Here is a 17,984-nt window from a genome sequence, read left to right as displayed (position 1 = left end):
TACTTAGTTATCAGAAAGATATCTTTATGAAAAAGCAATGTTCAAAAATAAGAGTAACGAAATGAATAATCAACGAGAAAACAGCTATTAACAATTAGTAATAGAAGAATTTATAAAAAATTATCTTTTATAGATAGGGAGATATTATGAAAAAGATGGCTAAATTAAACGATTTGATCAAAAGATGGGGTTTTTGTTTTTTATTGATGACGATAACTTGGCAGGTTAGTTCGATGGTTGTTCACGCTGACACGAACGAATTAAAGACGCCAACTGTGGATGTTACTGCTATTCCAAGAGGAGATCTCTATACAGATTATGATAAAGAGCGGAGAAATACTACTCACAATAACTTGGAAGTGACAGGGCTATTTTTACCTCGTGGAGAAGAAATTACGGTAGAAGTCAAAGAGAATCCAGAAAATGTTAGCTTAGTAATCGGGCAGTATGGTAAGTACGAGAATCTTAATTCTGCACCAGAAAGCATTGGTTCCAATCCGGTTGATTATCAGTTAACTAAAGGGATCAATCATATTACTAGAGAAGACAGCGATGGCATGGTTTATATTCGTAACCAATCTTATGACCAAACGATTCATGTCACTTTAACAGGTGGTGTCGAGGTTCCCGAATTTCGATTAGGTGGCAAAAATAATCAAGCAACCTTTTTTCAACGATTGAATGATTCAACGACGAATGTTCCTTTTTTTGTCATTGAGGGAAAATATGTGTTTGGAACATTTCAAATGAGTGAACTAAAAAATATAACGCCTCTTTCCGAAGATCGTTTAAATGAATTGGCTAGTTATTGGGATAAAGTATATCAACTGACTGTAGAATGTTATGGGTTTAATAATCAAGCAGGCTATGCTGCTGAGAAGAACATGAATCAAAGAATTCATATTGCCAATCCTGATTCAGGGGCAGGCTATGCTTATGCGACCAATAACTATATCTCTTTTCAAATAGATACGGGCGCTTCTCAGGATATTTTAGGAAGTAAACCGACAGATCAGCAATGGGGATTTTGGCATGAAATGGGGCATACGTTTCAAACCCCTCAATACAAATTTGATGGTATGACAGAAGTAACGGTAAATATCTCTTCTATGTATGTCCAACAAAAATTAGGCTTCCCTTCACGACTTGCAAGCAGCTCAACACAAAAGGTCATTGATGATTACTTTAATATTGATGTCGATAAACGTGAGTTTAGTAGTTTAGGCGATGAGCTATTTGCTCAGTTGGGGATGTTTTGGTCCTTAGAGCGCGTCTTCGGTTTAGATTACTATAAGACTGTTTCTCAACTATATCGAACAATGGAAACAAGAGAACTCCCTTCATCCAATGATGAGGAGATTCAGACAATGGTTAAAGTATTTTCTCAAGCGGCAAATCGTAACTTAGTTCCTTACTTTAATCAATGGGGAATAAAAACAACTGCTGAAACAGAAAAATATTGCCAACAGTTTAAGAAACTAGAAAAAGAAATTTGGAAAGATGTGGACGGTCGTGGGGAGGATTATGCACTCCCAGGAGCTGTTAAGCCTTACACCATTCCGACACTGGATTCCTTTACATTGACTAATCTGCCAATTTTTACCACAGCAGGCCAAGTTTCGTTAGAAAACCTCAAATCTATTCCACTTGCTAGTCCTACGAAGATTTCAAATGTTTACTATCAAGGGATTGGCAACTATTCTGATTATCCAGGGAATACCATTAAGCTAACGAATGAGAATGGCGTTTCTAATGTTTTACCTATTAAAGAGGTAACTGGAGGAGAAGCAGTCAAACTTTTTGGTAATGCTTATGGTTTCCAGATCATTGCACCTAATCCAGAGACTAAAACTTTCTCCATGGTGGGGAGATCAGGTAAACTTCATTTTAGTTGGGGAGATGATGTATATGTAACGATTCACCAGTATGATCATCAGATGAAACAGAAAAAAGCGGTTGAATTGTCAGGTGAAGAAGATAGCGACAAGTTAAGTCAAGTGTTTAAAGATGCTCCTTATGAAATCGGTGATTATGTTCATATCACCCATGAAGAATCAGGTAATCGGATTGAACGTTACCACAACAACAAATTGATTCCTAAGGATGACGAAAAAAGTTATTGGTACCAAATGACAGATAAAGGCTGGAAAGAAGTGGATCTAAAACCAGTAGTTAAATCTCTCACAAAAGAGTTGTTCTTGGGATTACCAGTGGATGCTAAACAATTAGTAGATACAAGCTCAGAAAAAAACATTGTACCAATCACTAAAGTCGAATATGTACAAGAGCCAGATTTTGCAACTGTAGGACAAACCAGCACAGAGATAAAAGTTACTAACAGTGTGGGAGAAACTACAACAGTTTCAAATGATGAGCTGACTGTTCGAGGAGGAGAAGCAGTCAAACTTTTTGGTAATGCTTATGGTTATCAGATTATTGTGCCAAATGTACAGACCAAAACTTTCTCGATGGTTGGAAATTCAGGTAAACTTCATTTTAGTTGGGGAGATGATGTATATGTAACAATCCAACAATACGACCATCAGATGAAACAGAAAAAAGCGGTCGAATTGTCGGGTGAAGAAGATAGCGACAAGTTAAGTCAAATGTTTAAAGATGTTCCTTATGAAATTGGCGATTATGTTCACATCACTCATGAAGAATCAGGTAATCGGATTGAACGTTATCATAATAGTGAATTGATTCCTAAGGATGACGAAAAAAGTTATTGGTACCAAATGACAGATAAAGGCTGGAAAGAGGTTGACCTAAAACCAGTAGTTACATCAATCACAGAAGATTTATTCTTGGGATTACCAGTGGATGCTAAACAATTAGTAGATACAAGCTCAGAAAAAAACATTGTACCAATCACTAAAGTCGAATATGTAAAAGAGCCAGATTTTGCAACTGTAGGACAAACCAGCACAGAGATAAAAGTTACTAACAGTGTGGGAGAAACCACAACAGTTTCAAATGATGAGCTGACTATTCTGGGGGGAGAAGCCGTTAAACTTTTTGGTAATGCTTATGGCTATCAGATTATTGTGCCAAATCCAGAGACCAAAACTTTCTCAATGGTTGGGAAATCAGGTAAACTTCATCAAAGTTGGGGAAATGACGTGTATGTCACGATCCAGCAATATGATCGTTACCTGAAACAGAAAAAAGCAGTTGAATTGTCTGGTGAAGAAGATAGTGACAAGTTAAGTCAAATGTTTAAAGGCGCTCCTTATGAAATCGGCGATTATGTCCATATTACCCATGAAGAATCAGATAACCGGATTGAACGTTATCATAATAGTGAATTGATTCCTAATGATGATGAAAAAAGTTATTGGTATCAAATGACAGATAAAGGTTGGAAATCAATCACTGAAGAGGAACTTCCAGAAGAAACCAAAGGAACGATTCAGGCGGATCAGTATATCCTTGGTAAAACAACAATTACTGGAAAATACTATGGTAATGTGAAAAAGGCTCGATTAACCGTCAATGGAAAAGTGATCAGCTGGGGAGGAACTTTTAATTCAGATGGAACCTTCTCATATTATTGTGGACCTAAAACAATTAGTGCAGGGGATACAGTTGTTTTAGATGCTTTTGATGAAGAGAATAAATTACTGGATACCGCAACTCTAACGATCACTAGTTATTCTGGAGCGATTACGATGGCTGACTATCAATTAGGTGCTTCTGTTATTACCGGAACATATACGGGAGATGTTCGAATGGCTCATTTAACAATCAATGGACAGTCCATTAGCTGGGGTGGGACTTTTAAAGACGGGACATTTACCTACTATGTGAAGCCTTCTCAAATTAAAGACGGGGATAAGGTATCGATCCAAGGATATGATCCAAATCAACATTCGTTAGGAGAAGAACAACCGGTCAATCTAAAAAAAGTAACAGGAAAAATAACTCAAGCAGTGAAGAAACAAGGAAGTACAGTCATTGAAGGGACTTATGAAGGCGACATCTACCAAGGTCGTTTAACTGTCAATGGAAAAGTGATCAGTTGGGGAGGTGCCTTTAAAGATGGTAAATTCACTTACTATATTGGTCAACTGGAACTATCTGAAACGGATACGGTGGTTCTTGAAGGAGTGGATAGAAATAAAAATATCATCGAAAACAGCAAAATTAACGTAACCTATCAAAAAAGTGAGGTAAAAGTAACTGATTTAAGCTATACCTTAGGCACACAAACGATTTCTGGAACCTATCAAGGGGAAGTTAAAAAAGGACAATTGTTTGTTAATGGAAAATCAGTCAGCTGGGGCGGTAGCTTTGCTGAAGGAAACATCGATTACTATGTGAAAGCCAATCAAATAAAATCAGGGGATAAAGTAACAATGAACTTATACGCACCAAATGGCCATCAAATTAGCGAAGGAAATGTTGTGACGATCAAAGAAAAATAACCACTCATTATTTTGATTACGTCCAGCTACTATGTAAAAGTGAAAGCATCCAGAAAGTCATTGATCTCAGTGAGGCACATAATGTTTTTTCAGAAAACTAACACGAATCGAATTGGTATCAATGACTTAATGATGTTTTACTTTTGAAAGTGAAGAAATTCAAAAATGCCCCGCACATTTTTTGCGAAATATTGTTCTTTCCCTAGGAATTAACGTTTACACCAGTTTTTGTCCTTAATTTATCAGAGAGTGTTTATCGTAAAAATTAGTGGCATTTGAATGAGAGGAAAACGATGAGAGACAAACGCATTGATATTTTAAGAGGAGTGGCTATCTTATTCATTATTTTAGCCCATATTTCACCTCCTAATAATCTACTTCAGCTAAGAACTTTTGATGTTCCATTAATAACTATGTTACTAGGGATGAGCTTTAGCTTATCCACAAAAGAAGAAAAATACCGAGTCTATCTTTTTAAAAGATTTCAGCGTTTAATTATTCCTACTTGGAAAGTGTTACTAGGCTATTTTATTCTCTTTGGGGCCATCGCATTATTAAGACATAAGGATTTTCCATATCATTTTGAATATATCATTTCTTCGTTTGCGATGTCTTCTGATAAAGGTATCGGTTATATGTGGATATTAAGGATATTTTTTGAAATAGCCTTATTGAGTCCGATTTTCAAGTGGTTATATTCACTGAAAGAAAAACGGACAGTGATCATCTTGCTATTCATTTTTTGTATGCTGCTATTGGAGTATGCGCAAAATCTGTCATTGGTTTCAACGGGACATTTTTTGATTTTGTTTGCTTTAGAATTAGTTGGCTATTCATTTATCGTATTTATTGGAATCTGTGTTTACAATAATCGTATGATAGATAATCTCAAATTATGTGGTTTGTTTGTTTTTCTATTTTTTGTTTCAATCCTTAAAACAAGAAGCTTTGACATACAGGCTTTCAAATATCCACCGCAATTACAGTATATAAGTTATGGCTTAAGCCTATCTATCCTTTTATTTCTAGTGACTACACTATTGAGTAAAAAGATAGTTCAATATAAACTCGACCCAATCATATGGTTATCAAAAAATTCTATTCAAATTTATTATATCCATATCTTTATCGTACGAGCAGTTGATCGATTACCTGTAGTAAAGAATTGGTGGGAGACAAGATACCTTGTAACAGTAGGCATAAGTAGTATTGCTGTCTATCTATTTGGTAAAATCAAAACTATGACAGTGAGAAAAAGTACGTTCAAACTTTCTAATAGTCAGTAAATTTTAATAAATAGTATTTGTCCAAGAGGTTATTGATTGTTGCATGTATAGAATTATTGACGGTTTGTAAATGATGCAATGAGAATTGTTCCTTATATTGCAATAAAAGTCCGCTGTACCACTCAATGAAAAATAGTAAGTGTAAAACTAAATTATTCGAACGATAGTTGATGGATGTTTTGATCATCGATCCTGATGGAGTATCAGGAATATTTCACTATCGTTCGGATATTTTTGTTCTGTTGCCTGATGCTTTTCGATCTTGCTTAGCAAAATAATCTCTTTTATAAAGGAAAATCAAACAAGAGAAATTGCAAAATGAAAAAACGGTAAGTGGCATTTTTGAAGGGACAATTTTGTGATTCCTTATAAAAAATAGATAGCCTTACTGGGGTTCTTGAAGAGTGTTTGTTTAGGTGCCAACCTTTATATTATTTGGAAAATAAAAATGAGGAATGAAAGTATATCCTTTTTGGTATATACTTAACCCATACTATTTCCTATGGCAAACCATCCTGTTCATTGCTCAAAATGAACGTGTTAACAGGAGCTTGGAAAATATATAGGAGGAATCTCGTGAAAAAACAACCAAAATTTCAAGAAATTGCGAATGAGATTGAGAAGCGAATCATGGAAGGAATTTACGTTTCTAGTCAAAAATTACCTTCAGAATATGATTTAGCAGACGAGTTTCAATGTAGTCGTTTAACTGTTCGTAAAGCAATCGAATTATTGATCAGCCAAAATAAGTTGATCAAAGAAAAAAGTAAAGGCACGTATGTCATGAAACAACCTAAGATCCAAAGTGGCTCTGGAGGATTGCAAAGCTTTACCGAAACTGCTCGAATCCAAGGGAAAAAGACAAAAACGCAAGTCTTAGAATGCGAAGTTACTGAACAACTACCAACGAATGTTAAACAAGCTTTTGGTGAATCGATTTCTGAGCCAATCGTTCATTTGAGACGATTACGTTATTTTGATGACGAACCAATGACGGTTGAAAATCTTTATATTTTAAAACGTTATCTGGGAGAAGTCTCTCAAGAAGAATTAAGTGGGTCACTCTATCAAGTGATCGAAAAAAACGTGGAGATCGCTTATTCTCACCAAGAAATCGAAGCAGTGAAAGCGACGGCTGACGTGGCAAAACTCTTGCAAGTAGCTGTGGATGAACCGATGTTGTTTGTCCATTCAATGACATATTCGCCAGCAGCCAAACCAATCTTATATGACTGCTCGTATTATCGTGCAGATAAATATACATTTAAAAATACGTTGATTCGTCAAAAAAGGAGTGAATAAATTGAAAAAAAGCAAGTCGATGATTGATGAACATTGGGAGGAATTTCTTGAATTTCTTCAAACAGTTATGAAAGTACCAAGTGTGAAAGGGGAGCCGGAAGATCATGCTCCGTTTGGGAAAGCACCTCGAGAAGTGTTGGACCTTGTACTTAAAAAAGGAAAAGAAGTAGGGTTTAAGACCAAAGTGATTGATGATGCGATCGGGTACGTCCAATGGGGAGAAGATGATGAGGACTATATTGGGATCATTGGTCATTTAGATGTGGTTCCAGCAGGATCGGGATGGGATTTCCCACCCTTTGATTTAAGCGAAAAAGATGGACGTTTTTATGGACGAGGGATTCTAGATAATAAAGGGCCGATCATTAGTTGTTTTTATGCTCTGATCCTGTTGAAAAAAATGGGAGCGGTTCCTAAAAAAACGATCCGCATTATTTTTGGGACTGACGAAGAAAGTGGGATGTCTGATGTGGCTCATTATTTACAGGCTGAAGTTCCACCATCATTTGGTTTTACGCCAGATTGTAAATATCCAGTTGTTTACGGAGAAAGAGGAGTAGTCAATCTAACGATTCATTTCCCATTAGTTAAAGAAGAAGTTATTCAAATCAGTGATTTTGCAGGGGATCAATATCGAGATCATGTGCCAGATCAGCTGAGTGTTTCGATTAATGAGAAAAAATTTGATGTGGAAGGAAAACGTTCTCCAAGTAATGCCCCAGAATTAGGAGAGAATGCGATTACGCTGCTTGCCGAAAAAATCAAAGCAGATTCAGCTGTTCCAGAACAAATACGAGCTTATTTTGATTGGATCTGGCAAGCTTTCCACAATAAACATTATGGAGAAGGAATCGAGCTTGCTTTGTCTGATGAAGATTCAGGCAGGTTGATTCTTACACCTGTGAATTTGCAAAAAAACACTAACGGGTTAGATTTAGAAGTTGCTTTTCGTTACCCTGTTTCAGTCACAGAAGAGGAAGTCGTGAGTGGGTTGGCTAAACAGTTGCCCGAGAAAGCGACTTTTACAATCAATCGCAGTATTCCAGGGATCTGTCAGAAAAAAGATTCGCCTGAAATCAAAAAACTATCTCAAATTTATGGCGAGATTACTGGGAACGACCCTACACCAGTGACGACAACGGGTGCTACTTATGCCAGAAAGATTCCTAATGTATTAGCGTTTGGTCCCTCTTTTCCTGGACAGAAAGGGATTGCACATAACAAAAACGAGTATATGGAAGTAACAGATCTGCGCATGAATTTAGAGATATACCTGCGAAGCATTCAAGCATTGATCGAATAAACAGTTATATATTTTTAAAAAAAAGATTATCAGAGACTTCTCTTATAAATCAATTAGATTTTAAGAAAAGTCTCTTTTTAGTATAGACATAATAGTATATACTAAATAAAATAGATGTAAGCGCTATATATAGGAGGAGTAAACATGTGGGGAATTATCGCAACGTGGCGTATGGCACATGATGGTGTGTTAGCTGCCAAAGAATTATTAGAACAGGAAGGAACATGCGGAGATGCTGTGGAAACGTCAATCAAATGTGTAGAAGACTATCCATTTTATAAATCAGTTGGCTATGGTGGCTTGCCAAACGAACGAGGCATTGTAGAAATGGATGCGGCTTTTATGGATGGGGATACGTTCAAAATTGGGGCAGTGGCTGGGATCGTAGATATTGCGAATCCAATATCAGTTGCCAGAAAATTAAGTAATGAAAAATTCAATAGTTTTCGCGTAGGACAAGGAGCCACTGAATATGCAATGCTAGCAGGATTCGAACGGAAAAACATGCTAACGCCAAGAGCTAAAAAAATTTGGCAAAAACGAGTGGCAGAAGTGGCGAAAACGAATCTAAGCCCCTATGACGGACATGATACGGTGGGCGTAGTTTCTTTGGATCAACACACTGGCATGGCTGCAGGAACGTCTAGTTCTGGATTATTTATGAAAAAGCAAGGTCGTGTGGGAGATTCCCCTTTATCTGGTTCTGGTTTTTACGTCGATAGTCAAATCGGTGGTGCGACAGCAACTGGTCTAGGAGAAGATCTAATGAAAGGCTGTCTAGCTTATGAAATTGTTCGCTTGATGGGAGAAGGAGTCACTCCACAAAAAGCCTGTGATCAAGCTGTGTATTCTTTTACTGATTTATTAAAAGAACGGTATGGCAAAGCAGGTGCTTTTTCATTAGTTGCTATGAATAAAGCAGGTGAATGGGGAGTTGCGACCAATGTCGAATTTACGTTTACTGTTGCAACTGAAAAGGAGCAACCAGCTATCTACTTAGCTAATCCAGGAGTTGATCAGACAACGATCATTGAACCAATCACCAAAGAATGGCTGGATGCTTATGAAAAACGCATCAAAGCCCCAGTTTGATCCCAGTATCGAAGTCATTTAGCTGATAATCAGCATATGTATATATAAGGAGGAGAAAAAAATGGCAACAAAAAAAATCTATTTATTCTGTGAAGCAGGTATGTCAACGAGTATTATGGTCAATAAAATGATGGAAGTAGTCACAAAACATCAGATGCCACTAGAAATCCATGCGTTCCCAGCAATCCATGCAGAGGAAAAAGTTGAACAAGAGAAACCGGTAGCCATCTTATTAGGACCACAAGTTCGTCATTTAAGTGACAAAATGAAAAAAACGTTTGAGCCGTTAGGCATTCCTGTAGGCACAATTGCCACAGAAGCATATGGCATGATGGATGGCGAACGTGCGATGAAAGATGTCCTGAAAATGATCAAAGAAAGTAGAAAATGAGTTTTTGTAAACGGAAACAGTCGGAGTCAACAAAAAGATCGGGGGAAAAAAGATGCAAAAATTTTTGAATTGGTTAGAAAAAGTTTTGACACCAATGGCAAAAACGGTTGGAGAAAATAAATATTTGATTGCTATACGAGATGGCTTTTTACTTTCTACACCGTTATTGATCGTGGGGTCATTGTTTCTAGTATTGACCAACTTTCCAATACCAAATTGGAATGAATGGATGGCTGGATTTTTAGGGGAAAATTGGGCAGTCATGTTGAATAAGCCTGCTACCGCCAGTTTTGATATCATGACGATTTTAGCAGTTGGGGGCATCGGTTATAGTTTAGCAAAGCAATTTAAAGTGGATGCGATGCAAGCGGCAATTATTTCTTTAGTTTCATTCTTTATCGTAACGCCTTTTACCACATTATTTACGCCAGAAGGTTCGACTGAAGTATTTGAAGTCGGAAGTCTTCCTTTACGTTGGATGGGATCAAGTGGTTTATTTTTAGGTATGGTAGTCGCTTTAGTAGCGACTCGTATGTTCGTTGCCTTGATTCGTACAGGGTGGACAATCAAAATGCCAGATGGCGTGCCGCCTACTGTTGTTAAATCGTTTGAAGCATTGATTCCAAGTTTCGTCATCTTAACGTTCTTTATGGTGGCAAATTGGGTAGCGAGTTTAACCACATATGGGAATTTGCAAGAAATCCTGTTTAAATTCTTACAAACACCATTGTTAAGTTTAGGGAATACCTTAGGTGCTATGATCATTGCGTACTTATTTTTACATTTTTTCTGGTTTTTCGGAATCAACGGTTCAAGTGTCGTAGGTGCAGTTTTCAATCCAGTTCTTCGTGCTTTATCGATTGAAAATCTAAATGCGTTCAAAGACGGACATGAAATTCCTAATATCATTACAGGTCAATTTCAAGATATGTTTGCAACATTTGGTGGGGGCGGTTCTACCTTATCATTGATTTTGATTATGATTCTTGTATGTAAAAGTCAGCGAGTGAAAAAACTTTCACAATTATCGCTTGTACCAGGAATTTTCGGGATCAATGAACCGATCATCTTTGGTTTACCGATCGTATTAAATCCAATCATTTTGATCCCATTTGCTTTAGTACCGACAATCAATATCATTATTGCTTATTTTTGTATGGACCTAGGGCTAGTTGCTTACACCAATGGGATTCAACTTCCATGGACAACGCCACCGATCATTTCAGGCTTTTTAGTCAGTGGTTGGCAAGCTTCTGTCCTTCAGGGATTACTTATTTTATTAGGAATGGCAGTTTATTATCCATTCATCAAAGTGTTAGACAATCAATATCTGAAAGAAGAGCTTGAGGCAGAAGAATCAACAGCAGAAGAAATCAATTTTGATGACTTTGATTTTGATACCTTATAAAAAGGAGTAGGAGCATGAAAAAAATCATTTTGATCCTCAACCATGTGACCGCAGGTATGGGAAGTGACGAACAAGCACAATTACCTCCAGGTGGAAAAAAAACAGCTCTAGGACCGGGAGAAACATTAGCGCCATTGTTTAAAGAAAAAAAGGCAGAGATTATTGCTACTTTATACTGCGGTGATCGTTATTATTCAAGTCATCCAGAAGAAGTCAAACAAAAATTTATCGGATTCGCCAAAAAGTTTGGAGCAGATGCGATATTATGTGGACCAGCTATGCATTATCCTAATTTTGGAGAGATGGCAGGCGGGTTAGTCGAAGCTTTTAACAAAGAAGGCATTCCTGCTGCCGCTGCAATGTCTGTTGAAAATCCTGCTGTAGCAAAATATCAGCAAGTGATCCCCATCGTTAAAATGCCAAAAAAAGGTGGGATCGGACTAAATCAATCCTATAAAAATATGGCAACAATCGTGACACAGTTAGCGAAAGGGGAAGAACGAACTTCCTCAGAACAAGAAATGATCTTTTGAATCAAAAGTGAATAAACGGAGCATAATGACTTTTCTTAAGTTGAAAAGCTGTTTCGATAGATGACGGAAAAAAGCCAATCATTACGTATGTTTTGATTGGCTTTTTGTGTGAAGAAGGTTGCAAAGAATAGTTTGCCACAAGCAGGATCAGGGGAGATGAGCAACACGTAAGGCTTTGATCAATGTTTGGGTAGAAAGATTCAATCAATTAGCTAACTGAATTTCATCGTTTGCCAACTTGCTCCTTCTCTTTATTAAAAAGTAGAGTGAAAAATAGACTTGAATCTCAATGGATCGTCCAATAAACTATTTATTGTAAGCGATTTATTATTAATTGAAGAAAAGTGGTGATGTATGAACAAAGTAAAGATACTCATGACGTTGTTTGTTAGCTCTATACTCCTATTTTTGATTTCTCATCCCCAAGAAATAGCGGCAACTACAAGCAAGTCTAATGTAGAAACACATGCAACATTTTCCAAAGTAATGACTTATGATCAAATGATTGAGCAACTCACAAACGATCTTCAGCTTTCATCAACAAAAGCAAGGCAAAAACTCGAATCTTCGGACAAAATTGTTCACACAGTTACTCGAAATAGAGCAACCTTTCGAGTACTGTCGCATACTGTGATGGTAAATAAGGCGTACAAGCCAACGATGCGGTTTTATTGTGAAACGAGTGAAAGTGGTCATTTTAGAGCGATTAAACGAATAATAGCAATAAATTTGGTTAGAGAAGACCAGGAAGTGGCAAAAGCTTTTTCCGGAACTGTCTATGTCAACTTAGAAGAAGCCAATCGTATCTATTATACCGTGAATGGTGACTTCTTTAATCAAGGCACGACTTCATGGAAAAACGGATCAACGAGTGGTGTAGACAGTGCGCTAGATCTAAGGTTTACTACAAAGGATGCCGGGAGCCATTACCAATACAGTTATAGTGAACACCGAATCACTTTTTGATTTGCAGGCGGGTAAGGAAGTGGACAGCGATTGCTAACCATTGCTGAATAATAGTGAATGGTTAAAGAAAAGTGATGGGAGAGATATGGGTGGCTCGTAAAACTTAGTTTACACAAAAAATAACGAAAAAAGCTGATCCATACATGCGGATCAGCTTTTTATCTTTTAAATTTAGAAAGCAAAACATTCCCAAATATGCTAAGATAGCAATAGACGCGTCCTGAGGGAATCGAACCCCCGTCTCAAGAACCGGAATCTTACGTGATATCCACTACACTAAGGACGCAAGTACAGACACAATTGTAACGAAACTAAAAAAAAATTACAAGGGGAATGGACAAAAAAATGAAATTTCAACAAAACTTTTCACAAAAACAACAGCAAACACAAAAATTAGCCATGACACAACATCTGCAACAGTCCATCCAGGTATTGCAATATAACAGTGAAGAGCTCTTGGCATTTGTTGAAAATCAAGCATTAGAAAATCCATTGATAGAAGTAGTGGAACCAGAATGGCAATCTGACTATCAGAAGATCAGATCAGCCAATGATAATGAAGAAACCAACTACTTAAATCAAATTCCCGATACCAGTGTTTCCTTATTTGAATCATTGATCGAACAGATCCATTTGAACTATCGGCAGACCTTCTTACGTCAGTTAGTTCTTTATTTAGTCGAGTACATTGATTTAAATGGATTTTTGACGATTGATTTAAAAGAGGCACAAGAACAAACAAATGCTACTTCGATTGAGATCCTTGATGCACTGACACTGGTCCAACAACTTGAGCCAGCAGGTGTGGGGGCACGAAGTTTACAAGAGTGTTTGATGTTACAAACGGAAAGAGATGACTTTGCACCAGAGTTAGCGTATATCGTTTTGGAAGAGTGTTTTGAGTTGCTGGTTGATCGCAAATGGAAAGAGATCGCCCAACGCTTTTCAATCGAACTTAGTGAAGTACAACGAATCTTTGATTACATCCAAACACTTAGTCCAAGCCCTGGTCGAATTTTTGATCGAAGCAGTGAATTATATATCATTCCTGATGTCAAAGTGATGGTTGATAAGGACCAAAAAGTGTCTGTCCTTTCTAGACGAGGAAATCAACCAGACGTTCGTTTCCAAGAACATTATTTTAATCAGATGCTTAAAAGAGCAGACAAAGAAACGCAAGCGTACTTGAAAGAACGGAAACAAGAATTTGACTGGTTGAAAAAAACGATTCTACAACGTGGGGATACGATTTTACGTGTGGCTCAAATCATTGTTTCCCATCAACAAGCCTTTTTCACAAATAAAGAACGACCAATTAAACCGCTGACATTAAAAGAAGTGGCAAAAGAGTTGGAAGTACATGAATCCACTGTCAGCCGTGCCGTCAATGGAAAATACCTGGAAACTGAATTTGGGGTTTTCGAGCTTAAGAAATTCTTTACAAATAGACTACAGCAAAGTGGGACAGATACTGAGACCGATCTCTCAGCTGATACTGCACAAAAGAAAATCCAAGAACTTGTGGATCAAGAAGACAAAATCAAACCACTTTCTGATCAAAAGATCGTAGAATTATTAAAAAAAGATGAAATATTGATTTCAAGAAGGACGGTTGCAAAATATCGTGACCTGCTGGGAATCCCAAGTTCATCGAAAAGAAAACGTTATGATAGATAATGTGAATCTCGACTAGAAAAAAATGAAAAGTTTTTTCTAGTCTTTTTTTATTGAAAAAAACGGGTAAAACTGTTAGACTTACATTCGTGAGGTTGAGATTTTCCTTTTTAATACTTAGTAGTAGGAAAGTCGCTTTTCTTTTTTTATCGTACATGGGTCGTTTTGAGTCTACATTGGACAAATATCGTCCAACTAAGGAGATCGCTATGCTTGATGAATTGAAAATGATTGAATCTGTTGCACCGGATATTATCGAGGTTTTACAGGAAAGATATAAAATTTTACGTAATATTTATTGGATGCAGCCAATAGGTCGTCGTAGTTTATCAGAGAGTATGGGCATCACAGAACGCGTATTACGAACAGAAACAGATCTATTGAAACAGTTAGATTTGATCAACACCTCTAAAAGCGGTATGACTTTGACCAAAAAAGGAGAAGAAGTTTATCAAAGTCTTGAAAACTTCATGGATCAACTTTTAGGAATGCATCAGACAGAAAAAAAACTGGCTGAGTATTTTGGGAATCAACGTTGTATCGTGGTATCAGGAAACAGTGAAGAACAGCCTAAAGTGGCGGATGCTTTTGGTGAAGCATTAAATGAAGCTTTAGATTTGTTACTACCGGAGGGCAATAATATCATTGCTGTAATGGGCGGAACAACGATGGCTGTAGTAGCTGAACAACTGACAAATTTGGAAAACAATCAGCGACATAATCTATTTGTGCCAGCTCGTGGTGGTATCGGAGAGGCTGTGACTGTACAAGCAAATTCCGTAAGTGCTAGAATGGCTACAAAAGCAAGTGGAAATCATCGTGCATTGTATGTTCCAGAACAATTAAGTTTAGCAACGTACAATTCCTTGCTCAATGAACCCTCTATTCAAGAAGTGTTAAACTTGATTAGTCAGGCAAATTGTGTTATTCATAGTATTGGACGCGCACTCCATATGGCAGCACGTCGGAAAATGACTGAAAAGGAATTAGTCATGCTGAAACAGGCGAATGCGGTGGCGGAATCTTTCGGCTATTTTTTCAATGAAAATGGCGAAGTCGTATATAAAGTTCCTCGTATCGGAATCGAATTGAAAGATTTGGCAAATGTACCCATCATTCTTGCGATTGCTGGGGGCAAGTCAAAAGCAAAAGCGATTCGCGCCTATATGAAAAATGCACCAAAACAAACGTGGCTCATCACTGATGAAGCTGCAGCAAAAGAGATTTTAAAAGGGGTATCCCTTTAAAATAAATATTTTTTTGATTTTCATAAGGAGGAAATCTTAAATGACAGTTAAAGTAGGTATTAATGGTTTTGGACGTATCGGACGTCTAGCATTCCGTCGTATCCAAGATGTAGATGGAATCGAAGTAGTAGCAATCAACGACTTAACAGATGCTAAAATGTTAGCACACTTGTTAAAATATGACACAACTCAAGGACGTTTCAACGGAACAGTTGAAGTTCACGAAGGTTCATTCAACGTTAACGGAAAAGAAGTTAAAGTTTTAGCTAACCGTAACCCTGAAGAATTACCTTGGGGCGAACTAGGTGTTGACATCGTTCTAGAATGTACTGGTTTCTTCACTTCAAAAGCAGCTGCTGAAAAACATTTAACAGCTGGTGCTAAACGTGTTGTTATCTCAGCTCCTGGTGGAAATGACGTTCCAACAATCGTTTATAACACAAACCACGAAACATTAACTGGTAAAGAAACAGTTATCTCAGGTGCTTCATGTACTACTAACTGTTTAGCTCCTATGGCTAAAACATTAAACGACAAATTTGGTGTTGTTGAAGGATTAATGACAACTATCCACGCTTACACAGGTGACCAAATGACTCTAGACGGACCTCATCCTAAAGGTGACTTCCGCCGTGCACGCGCTGCTGCTGCAAACATCGTTCCTAACTCAACAGGTGCTGCTAAAGCTATCGGTTTAGTAATCCCTGAATTGAACGGTAAATTAGACGGAGCTGCTCAACGTGTTCCTGTACCAACAGGTTCATTAACTGAATTAGTTACAGTTCTTGAAAAAGAAGTAACTGTTGACGAAATCAATGCAGCAATGAAAGAAGCTTCAAACGAATCTTACGGATACAACACAGACGAAATCGTTTCTTCTGATATCGTTGGTATGACTTTCGGTTCATTATTTGACGCTACACAAACTAAAGTAATGACTGTTGGCGACAAACAATTAGTTAAAACTGTTGCTTGGTATGACAACGAAATGTCTTACACTGCACAATTAGTACGTACTTTAGAATACTTCGCTAACTTATAAGATAGACCAAACGTACAAGTGTAATTTATAAGCATGTACACTTAAAAGCGGGGAAGCAATCGCGCTTCTTCCGCTTTTTTTGATAGTAAGTTTATTTAGGAGGAAATAAAATGGCTAAGAAAACAGTGAAAGATATTGATTTAAAAGATAAAAAAGTTCTTGTCCGTGTTGACTTTAATGTTCCTTTGAAAGATGGCGTGATCACAGATGACACACGTATCAAAGCAGCATTACCAACAATCAACTACGTATTAGAACAAGGCGGAAAAGCAATTCTTTTCTCTCACTTAGGACGTGTAAAAACGGAAGAAGATAAAGAAGGTAAATCTTTAGCTCCCGTTGCAAAACGTTTAGGCGAACTATTAGGAAAAGAAGTAACTTTCGTTCCTGAAACTCGTGGTGCAGAATTAGAAGCAGCAATCAATGGCATGAAAGATGGCGACGTGGTTGTTTTTGAAAACACTCGTTTTGAAGACATTGATGGCAAAAAAGAAAGCAAAAATGATGCAGACCTAGGTAAATACTGGGCTTCATTAGGTGATGTATTTGTCAATGATGCTTTCGGTACAGCTCACCGTGCGCATGCTTCAAACGTCGGAATTGCTTCAACTGGTATCCCAACAGTTGCTGGATTCTTGATGGAAAAAGAAATCAAATTTATCGGTGAAGCCGTTGAAGAACCAAAACGCCCTATGATCGCAATCTTAGGTGGCGCAAAAGTTTCTGATAAAATCGGTGTAATCGAAAACTTGATTCCTAAAGCAGACAAAATCTTGATCGGTGGCGGAATGACTTACACATTCTACGAAGCTAAAGGAATCAAAATCGGTAACTCTTTAGTAGAAGCTGATAAAGTTGAATTAGCAAAAGAATTGATCGAAAAAGCTGGCGACAAATTAGTCTTGCCAATCGATAATGTTTGTGCTCCAGAGTTCTCAAACGATGTTGAAACACAAGTAATCGAAGGCGATATCCCTGAAGGATTGATGGCTTTAGACATCGGCCCTGCATCAGTGAAATTATTTGCTGATACATTACAAGGTGCAAAAACAGTTGTTTGGAACGGACCAATGGGTGTGTTCGAAATGAGTAACTTTGCTAAAGGTACAATCGGTGTTTGTGAAGCAATCGCTAACCTTGAAGATGCAACAACAATCATCGGTGGTGGTGACTCAGCAGCTGCTGCAGAACAATTAGGTTTTGCTGACAAATTCACACATATCTCAACAGGTGGCGGCGCAAGCTTAGAATTACTAGAAGGTAAAGAACTACCTGGTTTAGCTGCAATCAACGATAAATAAGCATCGTTCGTT

General features: G+C 37.5%; 13 protein-coding genes and 1 tRNA gene. 13 read left to right on the top strand and 1 reads right to left on the bottom strand.

Features of this window, described 5'->3' with window-relative positions; genetic code table 11:
- The first annotated feature begins 155 nt into the window (after positions 1-155).
- From IGJ23_RS09920 to IGJ23_RS09880, 9 genes are all read left to right on the top strand, one after another.
- Positions 156-4,427, top strand: coding sequence for an immunoglobulin-like domain-containing protein (locus IGJ23_RS09920; protein WP_438777560.1), 4,272 nt, complete (start codon positions 156-158; stop codon positions 4,425-4,427).
- 293 nt (positions 4,428-4,720) lie between these two features.
- Positions 4,721-5,713, top strand: a complete 993-nt coding sequence (locus IGJ23_RS09915) for an acyltransferase family protein (RefSeq protein ID WP_438774907.1) — start codon at positions 4,721-4,723, stop codon at positions 5,711-5,713.
- Between the two features lie 576 nt (positions 5,714-6,289).
- Entirely contained in the window at positions 6,290-7,015 is a 726-nt protein-coding gene (locus tag IGJ23_RS09910) for a GntR family transcriptional regulator, LSA1692 subfamily (RefSeq protein ID WP_010738003.1), read from the top strand.
- 19 nt (positions 7,016-7,034) lie between these two features.
- Positions 7,035-8,318, top strand: coding sequence for a Sapep family Mn(2+)-dependent dipeptidase (locus tag IGJ23_RS09905; RefSeq protein WP_438775076.1), 1,284 nt, complete (start codon positions 7,035-7,037; stop codon positions 8,316-8,318).
- Positions 8,319-8,462: 144 nt separating this feature from the next.
- Positions 8,463-9,410 carry a N(4)-(beta-N-acetylglucosaminyl)-L-asparaginase gene (locus IGJ23_RS09900; protein WP_034699124.1) on the top strand — a complete coding sequence of 316 codons (948 nt, stop codon included), beginning with the start codon at positions 8,463-8,465 and terminating at the stop codon, positions 9,408-9,410.
- Between the two features lie 61 nt (positions 9,411-9,471).
- On the top strand, positions 9,472-9,801 hold the full coding sequence (locus tag IGJ23_RS09895; protein WP_010718620.1) for a PTS sugar transporter subunit IIB: 330 nt from the start codon (positions 9,472-9,474) through the stop codon (positions 9,799-9,801).
- Between the two features lie 52 nt (positions 9,802-9,853).
- Positions 9,854-11,209, top strand: a complete 1,356-nt coding sequence (gene celB / locus IGJ23_RS09890; RefSeq protein ID WP_010738000.1) for a PTS cellobiose transporter subunit IIC — start codon at positions 9,854-9,856, stop codon at positions 11,207-11,209.
- A gap of 14 nt (positions 11,210-11,223) precedes the next feature.
- A complete protein-coding gene (locus IGJ23_RS09885; RefSeq protein ID WP_010718618.1) occupies positions 11,224-11,742 on the top strand; it encodes a GrdB-related putative oxidoreductase in 519 nt (172 codons plus the stop codon).
- Between the two features lie 354 nt (positions 11,743-12,096).
- Positions 12,097-12,708 (top strand): hypothetical protein, encoded by a 612-nt coding sequence (locus tag IGJ23_RS09880; protein ID WP_438774906.1) that lies wholly within the window; start codon positions 12,097-12,099, stop codon positions 12,706-12,708.
- A gap of 214 nt (positions 12,709-12,922) precedes the next feature.
- On the opposite strand, the gene IGJ23_RS09875 is transcribed toward IGJ23_RS09880, so the two are convergent.
- Positions 12,923-12,994 (bottom strand) — tRNA-Arg (locus IGJ23_RS09875).
- Between the two features lie 59 nt (positions 12,995-13,053).
- Between IGJ23_RS09875 and rpoN the strand changes: the two genes are divergently transcribed.
- The 4 genes from rpoN to IGJ23_RS09855 all read left to right on the top strand — a co-directional run bounded on the left by rpoN (position 13,054) and on the right by IGJ23_RS09855 (position 17,972).
- The gene (rpoN, locus tag IGJ23_RS09870) at positions 13,054-14,385 is read left to right on the top strand and encodes an RNA polymerase factor sigma-54 (RefSeq protein WP_438774905.1); all 1,332 of its coding nucleotides are present in this window, start codon (positions 13,054-13,056) and stop codon (positions 14,383-14,385) included.
- 152 nt (positions 14,386-14,537) lie between these two features.
- Complete coding sequence (locus tag IGJ23_RS09865) at positions 14,538-15,629, top strand: sugar-binding transcriptional regulator (protein WP_172595671.1); 1,092 nt, start codon at positions 14,538-14,540, stop codon at positions 15,627-15,629.
- 40 nt (positions 15,630-15,669) lie between these two features.
- Positions 15,670-16,671 carry a type I glyceraldehyde-3-phosphate dehydrogenase gene (gene gap, locus IGJ23_RS09860; RefSeq protein WP_010718614.1) on the top strand — a complete coding sequence of 334 codons (1,002 nt, stop codon included), beginning with the start codon at positions 15,670-15,672 and terminating at the stop codon, positions 16,669-16,671.
- Between the two features lie 110 nt (positions 16,672-16,781).
- Positions 16,782-17,972 (top strand): phosphoglycerate kinase, encoded by a 1,191-nt coding sequence (locus IGJ23_RS09855; RefSeq protein ID WP_010718613.1) that lies wholly within the window; start codon positions 16,782-16,784, stop codon positions 17,970-17,972.
- The last annotated feature ends 12 nt before the right edge of the window (positions 17,973-17,984 follow it).

This window comes from Enterococcus sp. DIV1682a (assembly GCF_051711005.1).
GTDB lineage: Bacteria > Bacillota > Bacilli > Lactobacillales > Enterococcaceae > Enterococcus_B > Enterococcus_B hirae.
The sequence above is the reverse complement of the archived record's forward strand: the minus strand, read 5'-3'. Positions and strand labels throughout refer to the sequence as shown.